This is a genomic window from Bacillus sp. 01N45 (assembly GCF_056399205.1).
In genome coordinates, this window is the sequence record NZ_JBFTQW010000010.1 from 46,935 (window position 1) to 70,704 (window position 23,770).

The 23,770-nt window shown below is 34.9% G+C and carries 19 protein-coding genes; 11 read left to right on the forward strand and 8 right to left on the reverse strand.

The window, feature by feature from the left end; translation table 11 throughout:
• Positions 1–28: 28 nt before the first annotated feature.
• Positions 29–553: a DUF4871 domain-containing protein gene (locus AC1DMU_RS21370; protein WP_075310643.1), complete on the reverse strand. Its 525-nt coding sequence runs from the start codon at positions 551–553 to the stop codon at positions 29–31.
• A gap of 115 nt (positions 554–668) precedes the next feature.
• Positions 669–1,595 carry a DMT family transporter gene (locus AC1DMU_RS21375; protein ID WP_088061784.1) on the reverse strand — a complete coding sequence of 309 codons (927 nt, stop codon included), beginning with the start codon at positions 1,593–1,595 and terminating at the stop codon, positions 669–671.
• Positions 1,596–1,715: 120 nt separating this feature from the next.
• Between AC1DMU_RS21375 and pdxR the strand changes: the two genes are divergently transcribed.
• On the forward strand, positions 1,716–3,116 hold the full coding sequence (gene pdxR, locus AC1DMU_RS21380; protein WP_088061786.1) for a MocR-like pyridoxine biosynthesis transcription factor PdxR: 1,401 nt from the start codon (positions 1,716–1,718) through the stop codon (positions 3,114–3,116).
• Positions 3,117–3,148: 32 nt separating this feature from the next.
• Here the strand turns inward: pdxR and AC1DMU_RS21385 are convergent, their stop codons facing one another.
• From AC1DMU_RS21385 to AC1DMU_RS21395, 3 genes are all read right to left on the reverse strand, one after another.
• Positions 3,149–3,661 carry a GNAT family N-acetyltransferase gene (locus tag AC1DMU_RS21385; protein ID WP_000351216.1) on the reverse strand — a complete coding sequence of 171 codons (513 nt, stop codon included), beginning with the start codon at positions 3,659–3,661 and terminating at the stop codon, positions 3,149–3,151.
• Between the two features lie 255 nt (positions 3,662–3,916).
• Complete coding sequence (locus tag AC1DMU_RS21390) at positions 3,917–5,380, reverse strand: HAMP domain-containing sensor histidine kinase (RefSeq protein ID WP_088061789.1); 1,464 nt, start codon at positions 5,378–5,380, stop codon at positions 3,917–3,919.
• Positions 5,381–5,445: 65 nt separating this feature from the next.
• Entirely contained in the window at positions 5,446–6,117 is a 672-nt protein-coding gene (locus tag AC1DMU_RS21395; RefSeq protein WP_088061791.1) for a response regulator transcription factor, read from the reverse strand.
• 329 nt (positions 6,118–6,446) lie between these two features.
• Between AC1DMU_RS21395 and AC1DMU_RS21400 the strand changes: the two genes are divergently transcribed.
• Positions 6,447–6,569, forward strand: coding sequence for a hypothetical protein (locus AC1DMU_RS21400; protein ID WP_080492832.1), 123 nt, complete (start codon positions 6,447–6,449; stop codon positions 6,567–6,569).
• 510 nt (positions 6,570–7,079) lie between these two features.
• On the opposite strand, the gene AC1DMU_RS21405 is transcribed toward AC1DMU_RS21400, so the two are convergent.
• Both AC1DMU_RS21405 and fdhD read right to left on the reverse strand, forming a co-directional pair.
• Positions 7,080–7,586, reverse strand: a complete 507-nt coding sequence (locus AC1DMU_RS21405; RefSeq protein WP_000405878.1) for a GNAT family N-acetyltransferase — start codon at positions 7,584–7,586, stop codon at positions 7,080–7,082.
• 220 nt (positions 7,587–7,806) lie between these two features.
• Positions 7,807–8,613 (reverse strand): formate dehydrogenase accessory sulfurtransferase FdhD, encoded by an 807-nt coding sequence (gene fdhD, locus AC1DMU_RS21410; protein ID WP_088061793.1) that lies wholly within the window; start codon positions 8,611–8,613, stop codon positions 7,807–7,809.
• Positions 8,614–8,912: 299 nt separating this feature from the next.
• Between fdhD and fdhF the strand changes: the two genes are divergently transcribed.
• From fdhF to AC1DMU_RS21445, 7 genes are all read left to right on the forward strand, one after another.
• Entirely contained in the window at positions 8,913–11,849 is a 2,937-nt protein-coding gene (gene fdhF, locus AC1DMU_RS21415) for a formate dehydrogenase subunit alpha (protein ID WP_088061795.1), read from the forward strand.
• Between the two features lie 12 nt (positions 11,850–11,861).
• Positions 11,862–12,344, forward strand: a complete 483-nt coding sequence (locus AC1DMU_RS21420) for a helical membrane plugin domain-containing protein (protein WP_048541641.1) — start codon at positions 11,862–11,864, stop codon at positions 12,342–12,344.
• 155 nt (positions 12,345–12,499) lie between these two features.
• Entirely contained in the window at positions 12,500–14,371 is a 1,872-nt protein-coding gene (locus AC1DMU_RS21425; RefSeq protein ID WP_088061797.1) for a glycerophosphoryl diester phosphodiesterase membrane domain-containing protein, read from the forward strand.
• Positions 14,372–14,740: 369 nt separating this feature from the next.
• Entirely contained in the window at positions 14,741–15,874 is a 1,134-nt protein-coding gene (gene ald / locus AC1DMU_RS21430; protein ID WP_088061799.1) for an alanine dehydrogenase, read from the forward strand.
• Between the two features lie 103 nt (positions 15,875–15,977).
• Positions 15,978–17,393: an amino acid permease gene (locus AC1DMU_RS21435; RefSeq protein WP_048562855.1), complete on the forward strand. Its 1,416-nt coding sequence runs from the start codon at positions 15,978–15,980 to the stop codon at positions 17,391–17,393.
• A gap of 267 nt (positions 17,394–17,660) precedes the next feature.
• Positions 17,661–18,038, forward strand: coding sequence for an ArsR/SmtB family transcription factor (locus AC1DMU_RS21440; RefSeq protein WP_000918377.1), 378 nt, complete (start codon positions 17,661–17,663; stop codon positions 18,036–18,038).
• A gap of 23 nt (positions 18,039–18,061) precedes the next feature.
• Positions 18,062–20,428, forward strand: coding sequence for a heavy metal translocating P-type ATPase (locus tag AC1DMU_RS21445; RefSeq protein WP_088061801.1), 2,367 nt, complete (start codon positions 18,062–18,064; stop codon positions 20,426–20,428).
• A gap of 176 nt (positions 20,429–20,604) precedes the next feature.
• Here AC1DMU_RS21445 and AC1DMU_RS21450 read toward each other — a convergent pair whose 3' ends face one another.
• Positions 20,605–22,068, reverse strand: a complete 1,464-nt coding sequence (locus AC1DMU_RS21450; protein WP_088061803.1) for a nicotinate phosphoribosyltransferase — start codon at positions 22,066–22,068, stop codon at positions 20,605–20,607.
• 199 nt (positions 22,069–22,267) lie between these two features.
• On the opposite strand from AC1DMU_RS21450, the gene AC1DMU_RS21455 reads away from it, so the two are divergent.
• Both AC1DMU_RS21455 and AC1DMU_RS21460 read left to right on the forward strand, forming a co-directional pair.
• Entirely contained in the window at positions 22,268–23,539 is a 1,272-nt protein-coding gene (locus AC1DMU_RS21455) for a helix-turn-helix domain-containing protein (protein ID WP_088061805.1), read from the forward strand.
• 2 nt (positions 23,540–23,541) lie between these two features.
• Complete coding sequence (locus AC1DMU_RS21460) at positions 23,542–23,667, forward strand: NprX family peptide pheromone (RefSeq protein WP_131933998.1); 126 nt, start codon at positions 23,542–23,544, stop codon at positions 23,665–23,667.
• Positions 23,668–23,770: the final 103 nt, after the last annotated feature.

Consider the following 23,770-nt stretch of genomic DNA (forward strand, 5'->3'; position numbering starts at 1 on the left):
TGTAAGAAAGTGTTTTAGTTTTGTCACTTTACTCAGCGGTAATTAAAAACTGATCATAATATTTTTCATTCACATATATATTTAATACCCATAATCCAGATGAAGGTAGTGACATAGTGAGAGGGAGTTCGTTTGTAGTAGAATCAATTGTATTTGAAGTAGTCCAAGTTGGTTTGGAAGTTTCTTGTTGAAAGAGTACGGGTGTTGGAGTTATTGATCCTTGCTTTAGTGCAATAATAGATAGTTTTCCAGTTGGCATTTCAGGATCTAAAAAGTACCACATCATTTCATTTTTTTCATTTGCGATAATAGGGCTATCAGCCATTGCGATTTTTTCTTCGATACCTTTTAAAGGTATTTTTTCTTGTATGAAGGAGGGTGTTTCTTCCCAATTTACATCTTTTAAAACGCTAAGATGAAAGAAGGAAGGTGCATTAACTTGAGTGGATGACGTGGCGATAGCTTCTTTTTTAGGTACTTCTGAATCAGGCTGCGCTTGTGTGCATCCAGCGATGAGAAAGGAGAAAAGTAGCATAGTTCCAATTTTTTTCATGGTGTCACACTCCTAAATTTTATTGTTAGTGTAATTGTATTTGCTAGAAAGCGGGACAATTCCTTTAAAGTATAAAAAGAGGTCGTAAGTTTTGTACGACCTCTTTTGACATTTTCTATATTTGTTCAGTTGAAAAGGTAGGTTCATTCTCTTTTTGTGGCATCGTTAAGAAAATAACAGAAAGAACGATACATACGCCGCCTAATAATTGATATGCTCCAAAGGATTCATTTAGCCAAGCGATTGAAACGATGGCAGCTACAAGTGGTTCAATGCTAGATAAAATGCTCGTTTCTGTTGCTGCTAAATATTTCAGACTACCGATATAAAGGAGGAAAGAAAGAGTGCCACTTATGATGATAAGAATAAGCATAGAAAAAGTTTTTGATGTAAAAGTTTGTGAAAGTTGATTCCATTCAAACGAGCGATTACAAATAAGCAGGGCAATACCGCCAATTAACATTCCCCAGCCAATTACTACAGTTGTTCCGCATTCTTTAATAAGAGAGGCTGGATGAAGGGTATAAAATGCAAATCCAATTGCAGTTAATAGACCAAAAATAATGGCTTCTTTTGATAAAACAATATTTTCAATTGAACCATTTGTAATAATAAAGTATGTCCCCGTTAGTGCTGTTATAATTGCGAGCAGTTGCATAGACGCTGGGAATTTTTTTTGTCCAAATGCGACATAAATGGTAATAAGAACAGGGCCAAGAAATTGAAATAATGTCGCTGTAACGGCGTTACTAATATGAACTGTTTCAATAAAGGCGTATTGCGCACCAAGCATGCCGAGAATAGAGAAAATAATAAGTTGTATAGAATATCTAGGGTGTTTCCAAATTTGAAATATGTTTTGTTTCTTTATAAGTAAGAAAGACAAAATAAATATTCCTGCAAGCAACAAGCGAATTGTTAAAAAATCAATTGAGGATACATTAGTATGCTGAAATAGCCACTGAATCATTGGACCAGATAATCCCCATAATGTAGCCCCTATAATAATCATAATGAGTCCGATACGTCTATCATTGTTCATTATCATGTTTCTCCTCTCCGGTATTTGATTTTTTATGTGTGACATGATAAAAGGAATTATATATAACTTCTGGTACTGTAAAAAGTATCAGATTTTAGTTTTATTAAGGGGTCAGATATTATGTTAGAATTAACGCCTAATTTAAATGTGAATAGTAAAAGAGCATTGTACGTGCAATTGTATGAGTATATAAAAAAAGAGATTAAAGATGGAACGATTCCGGCTTTAACAAAATTACCTGCAAAAAGAAAGCTGGCAAGCTATTTACAAGTGAGTAAGAATACAGTAGAAGCGGCTTACGAGCAATTACTTGCAGAAGGTTATATTGAGTCAGCATCGAGAAAAGGTTATTTTGTATGTAAAGTTGAACAAATGATTTATGTAGAAGGAAGTGAAGCGAAAGTAGAAGAAGTACCGTTTCAGGAGGAGAACTATACATTTGATTTCACCCAAACAGGGGTTGATACGAATACGTTTCCGTTCACTACGTACCGCAAGCTTATAAATGATGTATGGCAACCACATAATAATGAATTGCTTTTTCTTGGACATCCTCAAGGGGAATTGAGCCTGAGGGAGGAAATTGCCAACTATTTGTATGAATCTAGAGGTGTGCGTTGTTCAGCTAGCCAAATTGTATTAGGGGCGGGAACACAAATATTAGTGAAGTTACTTTTTCAATTGTTGAAGGGGAGTAATTATGCTGTTGAAAATCCAGGTTATCATAGGAAAATGGTCGTTTTTGAACAGGGAGAGAAGAAGGTTCAAATGTTGTCTTTAGATAGAGACGGAATTTGTATGGCAGATTTAGAAAATAGCGATGCGAATGTTGTATTTGTAACTCCATCTCATCAATTCCCATATGGAATGATTATGCCTATTACGAGAAGGACGCAGCTTTTACAATGGGCGAAGAAAGAGGAAGACAGGTATATTATTGAAGATGATTACGATAGTGAATTTCGTTATTCAGGAAAGCCAATTCCGGCACTACAAGGTTTAGATACAGATGGGAAAGTTATTTATATGGGGACGCTCTCAAAAGCTTTGTTGCCCTCATTACGGATGAGCTATATAGTATTACCGAAGAATGTAATTGAAAAATATCAAAAGGAATATTTGTTTTATACACAAAGTGTTTCAAGAATGGACCAAGAAGTGATTAGAAAGTTTTTAAATGAAGGCTATTGGGAAAAACATATTCATAAAATGCGCGTCGTCTACCGAAAAAAGAGGGATCGACTTGTTTTTGAAATAGAGAAGTATTTCTCTAATCGTGTTGAAGTGATAGGAGAAGATTCTGGATTACACATTTTATTAAAAGTGCATAATGGAATGCGAGAAGAAGAACTAATTAAAGAAGCTGCAAAATATAGTATTAAAATATATCCTGTTTCTACGTACTATAAAGACGGTACTGCGCCTGAAAATGTAGTTTTACTTGGGTTTGCAATTTTATCAGAAGACGAAATTGCGAAAGCGGTTCAATTATTACATAAGGCATGGTATACAAGAAAGTAAAAAACATCCTCCAGGCATGAGGATGTTTTTTATTATTTATTTTCATCTAAGAATAAGACCATATGCTCTTCGTCCCAATACTGTCCGTTATATTTCAGTGAACGTTCTTGTACACCGAATGTTTTAAAACCTAATGATTCATAAAGTTTCTTCGCACCATCGTTGCCGACAACAACATCAAGCATAACTTGTTCTACTTCTAAAGATTTAGCAAGTTCAAGACATTCTTTAATAAGTGCTTTTCCTGCTCCAAGTCCGCGTGCTTTTGGAGACACATATACAGAACCAATTTTAGCTTTATGTTCTTGTTTTACATATGGTTTCGTTTCCAGCGTTGCAACTCCGATTAATTGTCCATCTTTAAATGCACCTAGCGTATAGTTTTCATCTTGTGCTAATTTTTGTGCTTTATATTCAATCGCACACTCTTTATTAATAATATCTTCATAAGAAGAGCTGAAAGCTTCAGGGTTTTGCTTTAATCCTTCTACACGAAGTTCTAAGTAAATTTCTGCTTCATCTTTTGTTAATACATGGATATCCAATTATATCACCCTCCAAATCTTTGCAAATGTACCTTTACCCCGCTATTTGCGGGCAGTAAGAATCCAACTTTAAAATCCGGCGAATGCGCGGATTTTAGGTGGGAGATAACTGCCCGTAAATGCCCGATTGGTTAAAGTTTTACTTTATTTTATATTGAAATAAGAATAATTTCAAAAGGTTAGCTTATATGAGCTGATTTTATGAACAAAATAACACCAGTAGTGTTTACTACTACTGGTGTTTTCACACGTATCTTATTCAAAAGGTAGCTCGATTCTAAAGTTTGTTCCTACTCCTAATTGGCTTGTTACTAGAATGGAACCGTTATGCAATTCTACAATTTCTTTTGCAACAGCTAGCCCGATACCTTTTCCTCCAGTAGCTCTCGTTCTCGATTTATCAACACGATAAAAACGATCAAAAATATGCGGGATATCTTCTTCAGGAATACCTTCTCCTTCATCGGCTACACTTATTGTAAAAGAATCTGTTTCTGTGAGTACGCGTATCGTAATAGTAGTGTTTTCTGGCGAATGTTGATAAGCGTTGTGTAATAAATTTAACATAACTTGTTCCATACGTCTTTCGTCTATGCAAACTTCTAAATCATCTTTGCAATATACATGGAGTTGCATTTGTTTATTTGTTAATGTTGTTTTTGTTTTTTCAACCATTCGTTCTAAAAATGGTTGAAGAATCACTTTTTGTTTTTTTATAACAAACTGGTGTTGTTCTAATTGCACCAGCATAAATAAATCTTGGACGAGATCGGTTACACTATCTGTTTCATCCTCAATGATTTGTAAGTATTCTTCACGCTCTTCTTTCGTTAAAGAGTCTCTCTTTGCTACCTTCGCATAACCTTTCATATAGGTTAATGGAGTTAATAGTTCATGGGCAACACTAGCGAGAAATTCATTGCGTTCTTTTTTCATATAAGTCAGTTCACTAGATAAATCTTCAATCGTTTTTGCTAAACTTCCAAGTTCATCATTCCGTTTAATACCTAATTGAATTGGCTTATTTAACTTTGACATTTTTTCTGTTGCCTTCTTCATTTTTATAAGCGGTTCTGTAATAACACGAGAAAAAACAAAGACAGAAATAGTCGTTAAAATAATTGTTAAAACACTAATGATAAGAAATTGGTTCATGAGTTTAAGTAACATATTTTCTAAGAAAGATGTTTTTAATAACATATACAACTTACCTTGAAATCCTTGAAGTTCCAGCGGGCTTACCGTAGTGATGAATTTTGATTTTTTCCAGTTCTTTTCGACGATTAATCCGCCTTTTGGAATAGGTTCTGTTTTACAAGTAAGTTGTTTCTGCATTGCCTTTGTTACGGGTTCTGAAGTGGAAATGACTTTGCCATTATTGTCTGTTATTATGATGGCTATATCAGAGTTAGCAATTAATTCTGATTCTACTAAGTGTTCAGCTTCATTCGCGATATCGAACTCTGGATACATAGGACGGTTAGGCTTTTTATTGTATTCAGCGCGTTCGAGGTATTTCTTTTCTTTAGCAATGGCACTCCACTTTGTGCGGTTTGTAATTTTGTTACTATAGCGATTACCCTTTTCTAAAAGAGCAAGTGTTTCCTCCTCAATGCGCATGTTTGAAATGCTTTTGTAAAAAGATACGAAAGCAATTGTTTCAATACATAAAGCTAGTATTAAAAAGTATGTCCCAATTTTAAGTGAAAGTTTACTCATTTTCTCACCATACCTTATTTCATATAAAGGGTCAGTGGTATACTATTGTCCACTGACCGAAGTAATTATTCACTTTTCCATTTATATCCGACTTTATAGACAGTTTCTAAGTAATTTTCAACTGGAAATCCTTTTTTGCGTAATTTATCGCGGATATTGCGAATATGTGAATCGATTGTTCTATATTCAATGTCTGTTTCATAACCCCAAATTTTTTCGATTAAATCATCTCGGCTATAAGCACGGTTTGTATTTTGTAAAAATAGTCCAAGTAATGAAAATTCGATAGGAGTCAGTGAGATTTTTTCATCATACACTGTGACAGTATGTTTTGTTTTATCCCACTCAATACCATTGAAGCTAACAAATCCATCTTTCTTTGTACGGCGTAATATAGCCTCAATTCGTGCAACTAATACATGCTCATCAAATGGTTTTGTAATATAGTCATCTGCGCCGATAGTAAGGCCTTTCACCATATCGTAACTTTGATTACGAGCTGTTAGCATAATGATTGGAACGTTGGAAATTTGACGGATTTGATAGCAAGTATCCCATCCATCCATATTCGGCATCATTACATCTAACAAAATAATATCGAAGTCTTTTTGTTCTATTAACTTTAGTGCTTCAAGGCCAGAGGTAGCTTTCATACAAAAATAGCCACGAGGACTTAAGAACAGATCTAATAATCGTAACATACGTTCTTCATCGTCTACTAATAAAATTTTTACCATAATCTTGTGCACCCCAAACTGTTCATTCTACTTGTATAGTTTACATGAAAATGATAAAAAACTCTTTTTATGTGATTGAGTGGAAGAGTGATTTCTCGCTCAGAGTAATTGACATAAAAAATGCACTAGTTTTGCACAACTATTTTTTATAATAGAAAACGTAGCGACACAAAATACCCTATGTTGCGACATAACGTCATGTCATTTTATTTATAAAATGACAATTCCATTCTATTGTGTATGTGAGATAGAGAGGGTTTTCGTATTCACCTCGCATCGGATAAGAAAAATTTCCTATCTCACACTTTTTTTAAAAGGAGATCATACACATGAATCCAAAAGAAGAAATTTCAAAAAAAGAAAAGCAAGATCGTAATACGGTTGTCATGTGCATTACCGTATCTATGGTTATTATTATAAGTTGTGTAAATAAAATTTTGGGGATTTTATAATATAGAAAAAGCTTATTGCTTCTTAAGAAGCAATAAGCTTTTTTTCGTTATTAGGGGAATAGTTTTATATAATAAACCAAGGTAAAATTGCTAAACCAGAAGTTACAATTGCTGTAGTAAATATTAAAAGCATAGCTCGTTTGTTTTGTTTCATGTCACATTCTCCTTTATATATCAATTGAATGCTATACGTTCATTTCATGATTGGTACCTCACTAATGAAAGTGTCACTTTACCCCGCATTAATGGGCAGTAAGACTTCCATCTAAATATTTAATGGATGCGAAGAAGTTAGATGGAAGATCAACTGCCCATAAAAGCCCGATTGGTGAGGGCTAATACTCAGTGGAGGTAAAGCTTTCCACTGAGTAAAGTTTCACATTATACTTTTAGTATAATGAATGGAAAGGTTTGGTACGATCGATAAAGGTGACATGAAGATTACATTGTTGTAATGAAAAAAGCACCTTCCTTAATAAGAAGATGCTTTTAAAAAACTATATTGAAGTATTAATCATTTAAGAACAGAACCATATGTTCCTCGTCCCAATATTGCCCGTTATGTTTTAATGAACGCTCTTGTACGCCGTAAGTTTGGAAGCCTAATGACTCATATAATTTTTTTGCGGCATCGTTACCAACTACAACATCGAGCATAAGTTGTTCTACATGTAATTTATCGGCATTTTCGATAATTGCTTTAATTAGAGCTCTTCCTGCTCCAAGGCCACGCGCTTTTGGGGAAACAAAAACGGAACCGATTTTTGCTTTATGTTCTTGTTTAATGAAAGGCTTTGTTTCTAAAGTAGAAATGCCGATTAAATCGTTATCTTTGAAGACCCCTAGAGTATACTTATCCGGATTGCTTAATCGTTTTGCCATAGCAGCTACAGGATCCTCATGTTTAAGAACATCTTCATAAGAAGAGCTAAAAGCTTCCGGGTTCTTCGTTAAACCTTCCATACAAACTTTTAAATATATTTCTGCGTCCTCTGTCGTTAATAAGCGAATTTCCATAGTTATAACCTCCTTGGTCGAAATAAATCCATTACTTCAATAAGATTGTGTATGCGTTTTGTTAACAGTCTCTTTTAATTTGTAAAAGAATGAAAAGATATATGCTACAATGTGTTGTTTTTAATATGTAATGAAATTATATATTAACTTCATTAACTATTCAAGTCTTTAATATATTACATTTTTATAACTAAAATAACTCCTCAACTGAGGAGTTATTTTAGTTATTCGATTGATAACCATCAATTCGATGTGGATGTGTGTAAATATTGCAAGATTCATTTCTAATAAATCCTACGACTGTAATGCCTAAATCGTGAGCAAGTTGTAATGCTAATTTTGTTGGAGCGGATTTAGATAGAACCATTTCACATCCGATTTTTGAAACTTTGAGTAAAATTTCGGATGAAATACGCCCGCTAAATGCGATGATTTTTCCTTTAACGGATATATCGTTGCGTAAACAATGACCATATATTTTATCTAATGCATTATGTCTTCCAATATCCATTCTTGATAGGAGGATATTGTTTCGATCACATAGCGCGGTATTGTGAACCCCACCGGTTTGGCGAAAGGTAGTGGAAGATTGTTGTAAAGTATTCATTAAGTGAAAGCATTCTTCAGGAGTAATTTTTACATGTATATCATGTAAATCTTTTGCTTTTGCTGCATCGTTAACGAAAATAAAACCTTGTCTACCTTTTCCGCAGCAAGAAGTGATGTATCGTTTATTATATAAAGTTTGATAGAGTGGATTTACTTTTGATGATGTTACATGGACAATTCCGTTATCTTTTTGCACCCATAGTTCTTCAACATCTTTATAGGAAGCAATAATTCCTTCAGAAATTAAAAAACCAATTACCATATCTTCAATATAATTTGGTGTGCATACAACTGTTACATATTCTTCACCATTTAATTTAATAGTAATAGGAGATTCTGTAACAATCTCATCCAGTTGTTTTGAAAATGTACCAGATTGATAGCGTACAATTGTATAAGTCTCTTGCGTAGGCCTCATATTAAATTCCCCTTTTATATGTATTTCTCTCCCATATTTATCATAAAACAATGGGGAAATAAAAACACCTATTAGCAAGGAAATCACAGATTATTTTGGTTATTATTGTATATGTACGATATAATAGAACTGTAGAATAGTGATATTTTCAAGCTTTCGTAGTTATACCTTATAACATCTAGAATCGACTTCATAAGAAAAGTATTCGGACAGAGCGTTCAAAAATATGTACAGTAATGCGATTTTGAAAACGGATTCATAATTGTGTTGTACAGTTGGTTGTAAGGAGAGGGGAAACTATGGCAGAACAGACAGTCCATGTAACCGTGGATGGTAAAGACTTTTCTACATCGGGTGAAAAGACGATACTACAATTATTTAACGAGAGTAATTTGGAACATCCTCAAATTTGTCATGTACCAGAAGTAGATCCAATTCAAACTTGTGATACGTGTATTGTAGAAGTAAATGGGAAGTTATTACGTGCTTGTTCAACAAAATTAGAGAACGGTATGCATATTGAAAGACAGTCCCAGCGTGCAAAAGAGGCACAGACTGAGGCAATGGATCGAATATTAGAGAATCATTTATTGTATTGTACCGTTTGTGATAACAATAATGGTAACTGTAAAGTCCATAACACGGTACATATGATGGGAATTGAAGAACAGAAATATCCGTATGAGCCGAAAGTAAGTGCTTGTGAAGTGGATATGTCACATCCGTTTTATCGGTATGATCCAAATCAATGTATTGCTTGTGGACAGTGTGTAGAAGTATGTCAAAACTTACAGGTTAATGAAACTATATCGATAGACTGGAACTTAGATCGTCCACGTGTTATATGGGATCATGGTGTAAGCATAAATGACTCATCTTGTGTAAGTTGTGGGCAGTGTGTAACAGTATGTCCATGTAATGCGTTAATGGAAAAAACAATGCTAGGTGAAGCTGGGTTCATGACTGGATTAAAACCAGATGTGTTAGATCCAATGATTGATTTTGTAAAGGATGTAGAGCCTGGATATAGTAGTATTTTAGCGGTTTCAGAAGTAGAGGCTGCGATGCGTAAGACGAAAGTTAATAAAACAAAAACAGTTTGTACATTTTGTGGTGTCGGTTGTTCCTTTGAAGTATGGACAAAAGATCGCCATATATTAAAAGTGCAACCTGTTTCAGATGCACCTGTTAATGGTATTTCCACATGTGTAAAAGGTAAATTTGGATGGGACTTTGTAAATAGTGAAGATCGAATTACGAAGCCATTAATTCGCCAAGGAGATATGTTTGTTGAAGCTTCATGGGAAGAAGCATTAGAAGTTGTTGCTTCTAACATGCAGCATATTAAATCTCAATATGGCGGCGATGCATTTGGATTCATTTCTTCATCGAAAGTAACGAATGAAGAAAATTACCTTATGCAAAAACTAGCCCGACAAATATATGGAACGAATAATGTGGACAACTGTTCTCGTTATTGTCAATCTCCAGCGACAGACGGTTTATTTAAAACTGTCGGTATGGGCGGGGATGCTGGAACAGTGAAAGATATAGCTGAAGCAGGCCTTGTTATTATCGTTGGTGCGAATCCAACAGAAGGACATCCTGTACTTGCTACGAGAGTAAAACGTGCTCATAAATTACACGAGCAAAAACTGATTGTAGCAGACCTTCGTAAACATGAAATGGCAGAGCGTGCGGATCTATTTATTCATCCGCGCCAAGGAACGGATTACGTATGGCTTGCAGGTATTACGAAATATATCATTGATCAAGATTGGCACGATAAAAAGTTTTTAGCTGAAAATGTGAAGAACTTTGATGAATATAGCAAAATGTTAGAAAAGTATACGCTTGATTACACAGAAGAAATTACGGGGATTTCTAAAGCTCAGTTAAAAGAAATGGCCCGTATGGTATATGAAGCAGATGGTACTTGTATACTTTGGGGAATGGGTGTAACTCAAAATACAGGAGGAAGTACGACATCAGCAGCAATTTCAAATTTACTACTTGTTACGGGTAACTATCGTCGTCCTGGTGCAGGTGCATACCCATTAAGAGGGCATAATAACGTACAAGGTGCTTGTGATATGGCAACATTACCAAACTGGCTTCCTGGTTATCAAGCAGTATCAGATGATACGCTTCGTGCGAAATTTGAAAAAGCATACGGTACAACTATTCCGAAAGCACCAGGATTAAATAATATTGCAATGTTACTTGCAGCGGAAGAAGGAAAACTACGCGGTATGTATGTCATGGGTGAAGAAATGGCTTTAGTCGATTCAAATGCGAACCATGTGCAACATATTTTATCAAATTTAGACTTCCTCGTTGTTCAAGATATGTTCTTATCAAAAACAGCTCGTTTTGCTGATGTTATTTTACCGGCAGCACCAAGCTTAGAAAAAGAAGGAACGTTTACGAATACAGAGCGCCGTATTCAAAGATTATATGAAGTATTGAAACCGCTTGGTGATTCCAAACCAGACTGGTGGATTTTGCAAAAAGTTGCTCGTGCACTGGGCGGGGATTGGAATTACGAAAGTCCAAGTGAAATTATGGACGAAATCGCATCACTTGCACCGTTATACTCTCAAGCGACGTATGATCGTCTAGAAGGATGGAATAGTTTATGTTGGGGTAGTCATGATGGTAGCGATACACCGCTATTATATGTAGACGGATTTAACTTCCCAGATAAACTTGCTCGTTTATCATTAGATGAATGGGTACCACCGGTTGTAGCGCCAGATGAGTATGATTTACTTTTAAATAATGGTCGTATGCTAGAACATTTCCATGAAGGGAATATGACGAATAAGTCGGCTGGTATTTTATCTAAAGTATCTGAAGTATTCGTTGAAATTTCACCTGAACTCGCTATAGAGCGCAATGTAAAAGATGGTGGTCTTGTAGAATTAGCATCACCATTTGGGAAAATTAAAGTACAAGCGCTTATTACTGATCGTGTAACGGGGAAAGAGCTATATTTACCAATGCATGCAACAGTAAATGAAGAGGCAATCAATATTTTAACTGGGACGGCAACAGACCTTTATACGTGTACACCAGCATATAAACAAACGATGGTGAAAATGCGTGTGTTACGTGAAAAAGGAAATCGTCCGTTACCATCTTCAAACCCGCGAGATAAAAAGCGTAATCCGCAAAATGGTGTTGAAATCGAGCAAAAGTGGCAAAGAAAACAATACGTATCACTTGTGGACTAGGGGGCGGAGATAGTGGCGAAAGAAATTACGTTAATTAAAAAGAAAGTTGTAACAGAGGAAGAACAGAAACAGCAATTAGCAGATGAACTTCTACATGAGCTATCTAATAATCGTGAAGCAGTAGAAGAAACGATGCAGCTTTTAGCACAGTTGCAGAAGGCTGGGATATTAGATGCAGCGATTAGTTTACTTGCTGCGAAGGAAGATGTTTCAAAAATCGCTGTGGAGCAATTAAATCGTGAACCCGTTAAAAATGCACTCAACAATATGATGGGGGCGGGGGAAGCGCTATCTGCAGTTGACCCAGAAGTAACGAAGCAAATCACATCGAGTTTAGTTACTGGATTGCAATTTGCAACAGATGAATTAAATAGTGGTAAAAAAACAAAAGTGATGGATTTCTTTAAAGTGTTAAAAGATCCAGATATCAATAGAGCCATTACATTCGGTTTTAGCTTCTTGAAAGCATTTGGGCAAGGATTAGAGAAAAAATAGGGTAAATGAAAAAGTGATGGGACGTAGCCATCACTTTTTTCATTGTATGTATAAGAGTGTTCATGTTAAGCGGAATATATTATTATTAAAAAGATGGATTAGAAATGGAAATATGGAATCCATCTCAAATATCGTTTTAGAATATGGAGGAATATATGCAACACCGTAAAAGACTATCTATACCAGGAGTAATGAGACATTCCTTTCAAACTGTTAGATTTGCTTTTTGGAATGTGTTAACATTCCAACTTGCTTATAAATTGTTAGCAGCGATTGTGTTTATCCCACTTTTCGGTATTATTTTCAATAAGTTGTTGTACTTTGGTGGGTATGCAAACGCAACAAATGATGAGTTATTAGCATTTTTGAAAACACCATACGGGATTTTGGCGATTTTAATTTTATCTATATTGGCATTGTTTCTTATATTTACAGAGTTTGCAGTACTTATTATCATTTCGTACTTCGCTCATAAAAGGCAAAAGGTGAGACTACGTCCAATTTTGTATAAAACAGTAACGTATTTACCTTCCCTGTTTACATATTGCTTACCCGGATTTGTTTTGTATGCAGTTGTACTATTACCACTATTAAGTATGGGATATAAATCTGCATTGATTCCTGAAATTCAAATTCCTAATTTTATTACAGGTGAACTATTTAAGACAACAATGGGGCAAGTTGGATATTATACTTTCTTTGCTGTAGTTGCCTATTTAAATCTTCGTTGGATTTTTGTTTTACCTATTATCGTTTTAGAGAAGAAGCCGTTCCGTACGGCAGCACGAAAAAGTGCGAACTTAGTAAAAGAAAGCTTCTTTAAAGTATTGTTCTTTTTAGTAGGTTTTTTCATATCTGTAGGAATCGTCTTTCTTTTATGTGTAGGAATTTATTTACTTTGTCTGTGGGGAGTGTATGAATTTACGAACCCAGAAGGGACATTTGCACTACTAGCAGAGTCAACTATTTCAGTCTTCTTAACAAGTACATTGTACCTATTTAGCTTTATTATGACGCCGTTTTATATTATGGCGTTAACAAGATTGTATTTACAAAAGGTTGCGGTCGAAGATGTTTTATTAGAAGAAGGATTAGATTATTCGAAAACGAAAGCAGATAAATGTTTCTTCCAAAAACATCGTTGGAAATTTATTGGCGTATATATTGTAGGAATTATTACTGCTGGAATGGTTGTTGCTTTCATTGTGACCTTTATTACAAACACATATAAAGAACCAATTATTATGGCGCATCGTGGTTATATTTCAAAAGGTGTAGAGAATACGAAAGAAGCTGTGCAGGGGGCTATTGATGCGAAAGCAGACTACGCTGAAATTGATGTACTGCAAACGAAAGACGGTGAACTAGCAGTTATACATGATTTGAAGCTAAAGCGTCTTGCTAATGCTAATGTTCATGTGTCAGATTTAACGATGGATGAGTTAAGGCAGCTTACTCTTAGTCAAGACGGATTGTCAGGACAAATCAGTACACTTGATGAGATCATTAAGCTGTCAAAGAACAAAATCAAACTTAATATTGAAGTGAAGCTTCATGGTGGCGAAAAAGATTTCGTAAACAAAGTATTAAAAGTGATTAAAGATAATGAATTTGAGAAACAATGTGTCATTCAAACGCTACACTATCCGCTTATTAAAGAGTTTAAACGTGCAAATCCAAATATAAAAGTAGGATATATACTGTATGCAAGTAGAGCCAACTTAAAGAATGTGAAGGCTGATTTTTATGTAGCAGAAGAATACATGTTAAATAAGAAATTAGTAAAAGAAGCAAGAAAGTTAAACAAGCCGATTTACGTATGGACGGTAAATGATATGGAAAGTTTAAAGGGATATTATAAATTAAACGTAGATGGAATCATTACCGATTATCCTGAAGATGCACGTGAAACAATTAAGATGTTAAAAGAGCAAGAAGCGGAAGAAAGTGATCTGTTTGATAAAATTAGTGAAACAACAGATGATTTATTTTCCAAGTTATTTATAAGTTATCCAGCTGCTGGCTAAATGCTTGCAGCTGTTTTTTTATGAAAAGAATATATCCCTAAAGTATTGTACAAATTATTAACTGTATATGTATACGGAATCACTCGGGTTTCTTACATTGTTACATTATTGTCGAATAATAAGTGAATACTGCTTATTTTTAGGGAGTATAATAAAAATAGAGTGATAGATAATGAAATGGAGCGAAGATGCTAATAGAATCAATGTTTCTTATATTTACACTATTCTAAATATATAAACTTTTAAAAAATGATATGTTAGCGTTTTCATAACTTTTAAGTTATGCTAGAATAAGGACATAAGTTATTAATTATTACAAAAAGAAAAAAGACTTTCTTTTTTCTGTTAATTATAAGGGGGCATTTCATTATGCGTATTGGGGTACCAGCAGAAATTAAAAACAACGAAAACCGTGTGGCAATGACACCAGCAGGTGTTGTACATTTAATTCGTAACAATCACGAAGTATTCATTCAAAAGGGTGCAGGTCTAGGATCTGGTTTCACAGATGCTCAGTATGTTGAAGCGGGAGCAAAAATTGTTGATACGGCTGAAGAAGCTTGGAACATGGAAATGGTTATGAAAGTTAAGGAACCAGTTGAAAGCGAATACAAACACTTCAGCGAAGGTTTAATCTTATTCACATACTTACACTTAGCTCCAGAACCAGAATTAACAAAAGCATTAATCGAAAAGAAAGTTGTTTCTATTGCATATGAAACAGTACAATTAGAAAACCGTTCTCTACCATTACTTGCACCTATGAGTGAAGTAGCTGGTCGTATGGCTGCACAAATTGGTGCACAATTCCTTGAGAAAAACAAAGGCGGTAAAGGTATCTTACTTGCAGGTGTTCCAGGGGTTAAACGTGGTAAAGTAACAATCATCGGTGGTGGACAAGCTGGTACAAATGCTGCTAAAATTGCAGTTGGACTAGGTGCGGATGTAACAATCATCGACTTAAGTGCAGAACGTCTTCGTCAATTAGATGACATTTTCGGAAACCAAGTAAAAACTTTAATGTCTAATCCTTACAATATTGCAGAAGCTGTAAAAGAGTCTGATCTTGTAATCGGTGCAGTATTAATCCCAGGTGCAAAAGCGCCAAAACTTGTAACAGAAGAAATGATTCAATCAATGGAACCAGGTTCTGTTGTTGTAGATATCGCGATTGACCAAGGTGGTATTTTCGAAACAACTGACCGTATTACAACTCATGATAACCCAACTTACGAAAAACACGGCGTTGTTCATTATGCAGTTGCAAACATGCCAGGTGCGGTTCCACGTACATCAACTCTTGCATTAACAAACGTAACAGTACCATATGCAGTACAAATTGCTAACAAAGGCTATAAAGAAGCTTGCCTAGGCAACTCTGCATTACTAAAAGGTATTAACACATTAGACGGCTATGTAACATTCGAAGCAGTTGCAGAAGCTCACGGTGTAGAGTACAAAGGTGCTAAAGAATTATTAGAAGCAGAAACAGTATCTTGCTAATAGAAGCATTATACAAAACAAAATCGAACAATATATAAACCAACATGATAAGAGCTAAGAGTGAAGATCTCTTAGCTCTTCTTGGCAAAAGGGGGCATACATCGTGGCCAACCTATTTAAAAAGAAATCCGTTACGCAATTGTTAGGGGAAAGTAAAAGTAAAACTTTAACGAAAACGCTAGGGGCATTCGACCTAACAATGCTAGGGATTGGTGCGATAATCGGTACAGGAGTTCTAGTATTAACAGGATTAGTAGCAGCAAGAGATGCTGGTCCAGCAGTTATTTTTTCATTCATGATTGCAGCAATTGTTTGTGGATTTGCAGCATTATGTTATGCAGAAGTTGCATCTACACTTCCTGTTTCAGGTAGTGTGTACACATATTCATATGCAACAATTGGTGAGTTTGTTGCCCATTTAATGGGATGGACATTGTTATCCGTATATGTCGTAACAACTGCCGCAGTAGCTGGCGGATGGACGGGTTATTTCAATAACTTAGTTAGTGGATTAGGACTTGAAATTCCTAAAGCCTTGTTAACGATTCCATCGCAAGGTGGTATGGTGAACTTACCCGCAATTATCGTTACGTTGGTGATAACTTGGTTATTATCACGAGGTACGAAAGAAAGTAAGCGTGTGAATAACATAATGGTATTAATTAAAATTGGTATTGTTGTTTTATTCATTGCAGTTGGTGTATTCTACGTGAAACCAGAAAACTGGATACCATTTGCACCGTACGGCATAAGTGGAGTTTTCGCCGGAGGAGCAGCAGTATTCTTTGCTTTCCTAGGATTTGATGCATTAGCAACTTCTGCTGAAGAAGTAAAAAATCCGCAACGTGATCTACCGATTGGTATTATTGCTTCGTTAGTTATTTGTACAATCATTTATGTTGTAGTTTGTCTCGTTATGACAGGTATGGTTTCTTATAAGGAATTAGATGTACCAGAAGCTATGGCATATGTGTTAGAAGTTGTAGGCCAAGACAAAGTAGCAGGTATAATCGCAATTGGAGCTGTAATTGGTATTATGGCTGTAATTTTTGCTTACATTTATGCAACAACACGTGTATTCTTCGCGATGAGCCGTGACGGTTTATTACCAAAATCATTTGCAAAAATTAATAAAAAGACAGAAGCACCAACATTTTCAGTTTGGTTAACAGGAATTGGTAGTGCATTAATTGCTGGATTTATCGATTTAAAAGAATTGTCAAATTTAGCGAATATTGGAGCGTTATTAACATTTGCGATGGTGGGTGTAACTGTTATCATTCTTCGTAAAACACATCCGAAATTACAACGCGGATTTATGGTACCACTTGTACCAATCTTACCGATTATTTCAGTTGCATGTTGTCTATTCTTAATGGTAAATTTACCGTTAAAAACATGGATATACTTCGGTGTTTGGTTAGCAATCGGAGTAGTTGTATACTTTGTTTATTCGAAAAAACATAGTCATTTAAAAGACGATGGAAGTTCACAGGATAATTTAGAACAAGCTAATTAACAGCTGATTAAAAGGGATATAAGTATAGTAAGCCTTGTGCGTCTAGGGAGCGCGCAAGGCTTTTTTCTTTTGTGCAAAATGTACATCCTTTTTTCGTATGAGAATGTAATGGATGTGGAAAATATGTGTAAGCCTTATTAAAATATGAACAAAATGTTCGGAAAAATGTATGAGATTTCATTGACACATATGAATGGACGCTCATATAATAAGAGTATAAGATATATGAATGATTGTTCATATGTTCAAATGAAGAGGTGAGCTATAATGGCTGGAAATAAAGTAGAAACACCACAAGAGACATGTTCTCAAACGATAATTCATGAAGAAGTTGTTGATCAAGTAAAACAAACAATTCCAACTGATGAAAGTTTAAGTAAAGTAGCAGAACTATTTAAAGTATTAGGTGATCGTACACGTACGAGAATATTACATGCGTTATTTGAAGCAGAAATGTGTGTGTGTGATTTAGCGTATTTATTAGGAATGACACAATCATCTATTTCACATCAGCTTCGTGTGTTAAAGCAAGCGAAACTTGTAAAGAATCGTAAAGAAGGAAAGGTCGTTTATTATTCGTTAGCTGACCAGCACGTAATTCATATCTTCGAGCAAGCGTTTGAACACGTAAACGAGGAAGAATAAAAAGAACGCGAGGAGGGAGAACGATGGCTGAAGCATTAGTGAAAAAGAAACTGGTGTTAGAAGGTTTAGATTGTGCGAACTGTGCAATGAAAATTGAAAAAGGCGTTGGGAATATAGAAGGAGTAAATTCTTGCTCTGTAAATTTCGCGACAAAAACAATGGTTTTAGAAACAGCACAAAATAAAGAAAGCGAAGTTGTTACAGAAGCAAAACAACTCGTTACAAAATTAGAACCGCACATTAAAGTACAAGAAGAAAACAACACAAAAGTAGCGAAAGAAGTATTTATATTAGAAGGTTTAGATTGCGCAAACTGTGCGATGAAGATTGAAAATAAAGTGAAAGAAATGCCCACTGTTTCAGCAGCAACTGTTGATTTCGTATCAAAGAAATTAAGAGTTGAAGTAGCGAATAAAAGAGAATTAGAAGCGACTATAGCAAATATAACAAATGTCGTTCAAAAGTTAGAACCAGATGTAAAAGTTGTTCGTGAAGAAAAAGGTGGTCATGACCACGGACATAGTCACGACCATGGTGAAGCAAATGTGAAAAAGATGGTAGGACGATTAGTGGTCGGCGGAATTTTGACAGCAATTGCTGCATTAGCTGGCTTACCACAAATGATAACAATTCCGTTATTCGTCCTTGCGTATTTATTAATAGGCGGAGATATTGTTTGGAGAGCGGTAAGAAACATAACTCGCGGCCAAGTGTTCGATGAGAACTTCTTAATGGCAATTGCAACACTAGGAGCTTTTGCGATTCAACAATATTCAGAAGCTGTTGCGGTAATGCTATTCTATCAAGTAGGGGAACTATTCCAAAGTATTGCGGTCAATCGCTCCCGAAAGTCAATTACTTCATTAATGGATATCCGTCCTGATTATGCGAATGTGAAGGTTGGAAATGAAACGAAACAAGTATCACCAGAAGATGTACAAATCGGCGATTATATTATCGTGAAGCCTGGTGAGAAAGTACCATTAGACGGAAAAGTAGTTGAAGGAACATCAATGGTAGATACTTCAGCATTGACTGGTGAATCTGTACCACGTGAAGTCGAAGTTGGAAATGATGTATTAAGTGGTTTTGTGAACCAAAATGGCGTATTAACAATTGAAGTTACAAAAGAATTTGGTGAATCAACTGTATCAAAAATTTTAGATTTAGTTCAAAATGCAAGCAGTAAAAAAGCGCCAACAGAAAACTTTATTACGAAGTTCGCGCGTTACTACACTCCGGTTGTAGTTATTACAGCAGCGATCATGGCGTTTATTCCACCACTTATTTTAGAAGGAGCTACATTCTCAGAATGGATTTATAGAGCTTTAGTGTTCTTAGTAATCTCTTGTCCATGTGCGTTAGTTGTATCTATTCCTCTTGGATTCTTTGGAGGAATTGGTGGTGCATCTAAAAGTGGTGTGTTAATAAAAGGAAGTAACTATTTAGAAGCTTTAAATGATGTGAAATATATTGTTTTTGATAAAACAGGAACATTAACAAAAGGTGTCTTCAAAGTTACAAAAATGGAACCAAGCAAAGGTATTACAAATGAAGAATTATTAGAGTATGCAACATTTGCTGAAGTGTATTCTAATCATCCAATTGCACAATCTATTCGAAAAGCATACGGAAAATCAATTGATGAAAAAATAATCGATGAGTATAGCGAAATTTCTGGTCACGGTACAGTCGTAAAAGTACAAGGAAAAGAAATTTTTGCAGGTAATGCTAAATTAATGAAAAAAGAAAACATTACATTTAAGCAACCAGAAACGGTAGGTACATTAGTTCACGTTGCTGTAGATGGGGAATATGCAGGTTATATCGTTATCTCTGATGAGGTAAAAGAAGATTCAAAACAAGCAATTCAAAAATTAAAAGAACTAGGTATTAAGAAGACAGTCATGTTAACGGGTGATGCAAAATCCGTTGGTGAAGCTGTTGGTAAAGAATTAGGTTTAGATGAAGTTCACGCAGAACTATTACCGCAACAAAAAGTCGAAGAGATTGAAAAAATTGATGCGGCGAAGAACGGAAAAGAAAAAGTTGCTTTCGTTGGTGATGGTATTAATGACACACCGGTATTAGCAAGAGCAGATGTTGGTATTGCGATGGGTGGTTTAGGATCAGATGCAGCGATTGAGGCGGCAGACATTGTTATTATGACTGATGAGCCTTCAAAAATTGCAACAGCCTTAAATATTGCAAAACGCACACGACGCATTGTATGGCAGAATATCATCTTTGCATTAGGGGTAAAAGGATTAGTTTTATTACTTGGTGCTTTTGGTATTGCAACAATGTGGGAAGCTGTCTTCTCAGATGTTGGTGTGACACTACTTGCGGTGTTAAATGCAATGCGTGTACTACGAGTGAAAGATTTATAAAAAAGAGGACGCAACCTGCGTCCTCTTTTTTAGGTTATTTTGTTGAAATTGACTCAATAAAATAATAACAAATATTAAAATTTACAAATAAAAAATATTTGTCGTACTATTTTAATATATTTTCCACAAAGATACATATCGTATTGAAAAAACAGAGAAGGAAAAGCTTCTCTGTTTTATTTTTGTATATTTTTTTCAACTTGTTCTCGAACAGTTTGAATGTAATTCATTTTATGATCCCAACATTCTTGACTTAAATCGACAGGGTACTCTTCGGGATTTAAAGTTCGCATATATTCTTCCCAAAATAGTGCGAGACTCTGTTCGTTATATTTTTGAATATCTAATATACCTGGTAGTTCATATGTTCTTTCGCCGTTAATGAAAATGTCTTTATGCAGTTCGCGTGCTTCAAAGTTTGTTACAAATTTACTTATATATGTGTGAACAGGATGAAACATTTTTAAACGTTCTTCTTTTCCTGGCTCTTCAGAATCTAATGCAATATAATCGCCTTCTGCATGATCGTTAACTCGATTGATAATGCGATAAATTCGTTTCAGTCCTGGAGTGGTAATTTTTTCAGGGTTAGATGAAATTTTAATTGTATCATTTAACTTTCCATCAGTATCTTCAATCGCAACTAGTTTATAGACAGCCCCTAACGCTGGTTGTTCAAAGGACGTAATTAATTTTGTCCCAACGCCCCATACATCAATTTTTGCGCCTTGAGATTTCAAGTGCATAATTGTGTATTCATCTAAATCGCTAGAAGCAATAATTTTTGTGTTTGTAAACCCAGCTTCATCTAGTAGTTTTCTTGCCTTTTTAGATAAATAAGCCATATCACCACTATCAAGGCGAATTCCATAAAAATCGATACGATCCCCAAACTCTTTCGCGACGCGAATCGCATTTGGAACACCTGATTTTAAAGTGTCGTATGTATCAATGAGAAAGACACATTTTTTATGAGTTTCAGCGTATTTCTTAAACGCGACATATTCATCGCGATACGCTTGAACGAAAGAGTGAGCGTGTGTGCCTGCTACAGGTATTCCGAAGCGCTTCCCAGCTCGTACGTTACTCGTAGATGAGAAACCACCAATAAAGGCAGCTCGTGTGCCCCAAAGAGCTGCATCAAACTCGTGGGCACGTCTTGTACCAAATTCTAAAAGTTCATCATTATTTGCAGCGTGCTTCATACGAGCAGCTTTTGTTGCAATTAATGTTTGGTAATTCACAATGTTTAACAGGGCAGTTTCAATAATTTGTGCTTCGCCGAGCGGTGCATCAACACGTAATAAAGGCTCGTTATTAAATACAACTTCACCTTCTTGCATACTTCGAACGGTCCCAGTGAATTTCATATTTTGTAAATAATGAAGGAATTCTTCTTCAAATTGTAATTCTGCTAAATAAGCGATATCGCTTTCGGTAAAGCTGAAGTTTTCTATGTACTCTACAATCTTTTCAAGGCCAGCAAAAACAGCATAACCGTTCTCGAATGGAAGCTTTCGAAAGTATAAATCAAACACCGAGCGGCGATTATGAATACCATCTTTCCAATATGTATAAGCCATATTAATTTGATATAAATCTGTATGTAAGGCATAGCTATCGTCTTTATAATAAGTCATCGCGAAAACACCTCCATAATTTGGTTATAGTATACCAATTTTTCATCGCTCGTAGCAAAGAATGGATATGAAAGTGTAGTCAAGAGGGAAAAAAATGAAATAATGCATATTTTTTAGAAAATTAACATTTATCAATTTATATTTCTCAAGATTTTATGTATTATTAGAGTAATGGGGGTAATGAGAATGGAGGAGGACAATGCAACAAACATTAGAAAAAATAGGCAAACAAGTCTTTTATAAACGGCTACAGCAAAAAATGACACAAGAAGAATTATGTCAGGGCATTTGTTCTGTCTCATACTTAAGTAAAATCGAAAATGGAAAGATCGAGGCATCAGAAGAAATTCTACAATTGCTCTGCACAAGGTTAGAAATTGCCGTGACGGATTTGAGAGATGTAGAAGAAGATGTGAAGGGGAAGCTAGATGAATGGTTGAATGCACTAGTTCATTTGGACAAGCCGCAAGTAGAACGCATATATGAAGAGTTGCAAGGTGAAATGAAGCATGTTTTGGATTTTGAAATTATAAATTATTATAAACTGCTGTATACGCGTTATTTAATTATGAAACGAGATTTTCTGGCTGTTGAAGAAGAATTAGAGAGATTAAAAAAGATGTACAAAAAGTATTCGCCATTTCAGAAATTATTATATACGTATAGTAAAGGTCTATATTATTTTTTACAGCATAAATATAAAACGGCCTTAGATTATTTAGTTCAAACTGAAGTGATGGCGAAAGAACAAGGCTATTATGAAACTGGAATCTATTATAATTTAGCTCTTGTTTATAATGAATTAGAAATAGAACATATGGCTTTACATTTTGCTCATTTAGCTATGGAAGGCTTTAAGAATGAATATAAATTTCGTCATGTGATTAATTGCCAGTTATTGATAGGGTTAAGTTATATACAGAAAAAACAATATAACGAAGCTTTAGGAATTTATAGAAATATTTTAAGAGAGGCTAATTCTTTTGCGGATAAAGATAACATAACAGCGATTGCTCTAAATAACATGGGGTATTTACATTACCATTTAAAGGATTATGCAAAAGCGAAAGAGTATTATTTACAATGTTTACAATACAAGAAGGAAGAAGATTTAGATTATATTGATGCTGTATATGAGATTGCATTGCAATGTATTGAATTGAAGGAATTTGAAGAAGTAAAAGAGTGGATTAATAAAGGGATAGAAGTTGCGAAAAGAGATGAGAAGTATAAAAGTATGTTATATACACTTTTAATACTTCAATATAAATATTTTGAAGAGAAGGGGGTGTATAAAAAGTTTTTAGAAACAGAAGCTTTAACATTTTTTAAGCAAGAGGAAAATAAAAAAGATTTAAAAAAGGTATATTTAGAATTAGCAAAATATCATGAAGAAGTATTAGAATTCCAAGAAAGTAATCGGTATTATAGACTAACTATTAATTTATTAGAAGAAAAGGGAGGAAGATGAATATGAAGAAAATGATTTTTGGTGCACTAGCATTAGTGGCTATATTAGTAGTGTTAGAACCTCAATATGCTTGGACTGGAGATATGTATGGTCAAGCTAAAGAACTAATAGAAGTAATAAATTCTTAATAAAAACCCCTTTCCAATCGGAAAGGGGTTTTTTCAATATTTGTTCCTCAAAATTCTACAAAACTTGAGAAAATAATTATTTGAATTTTTAGTATATTAATGG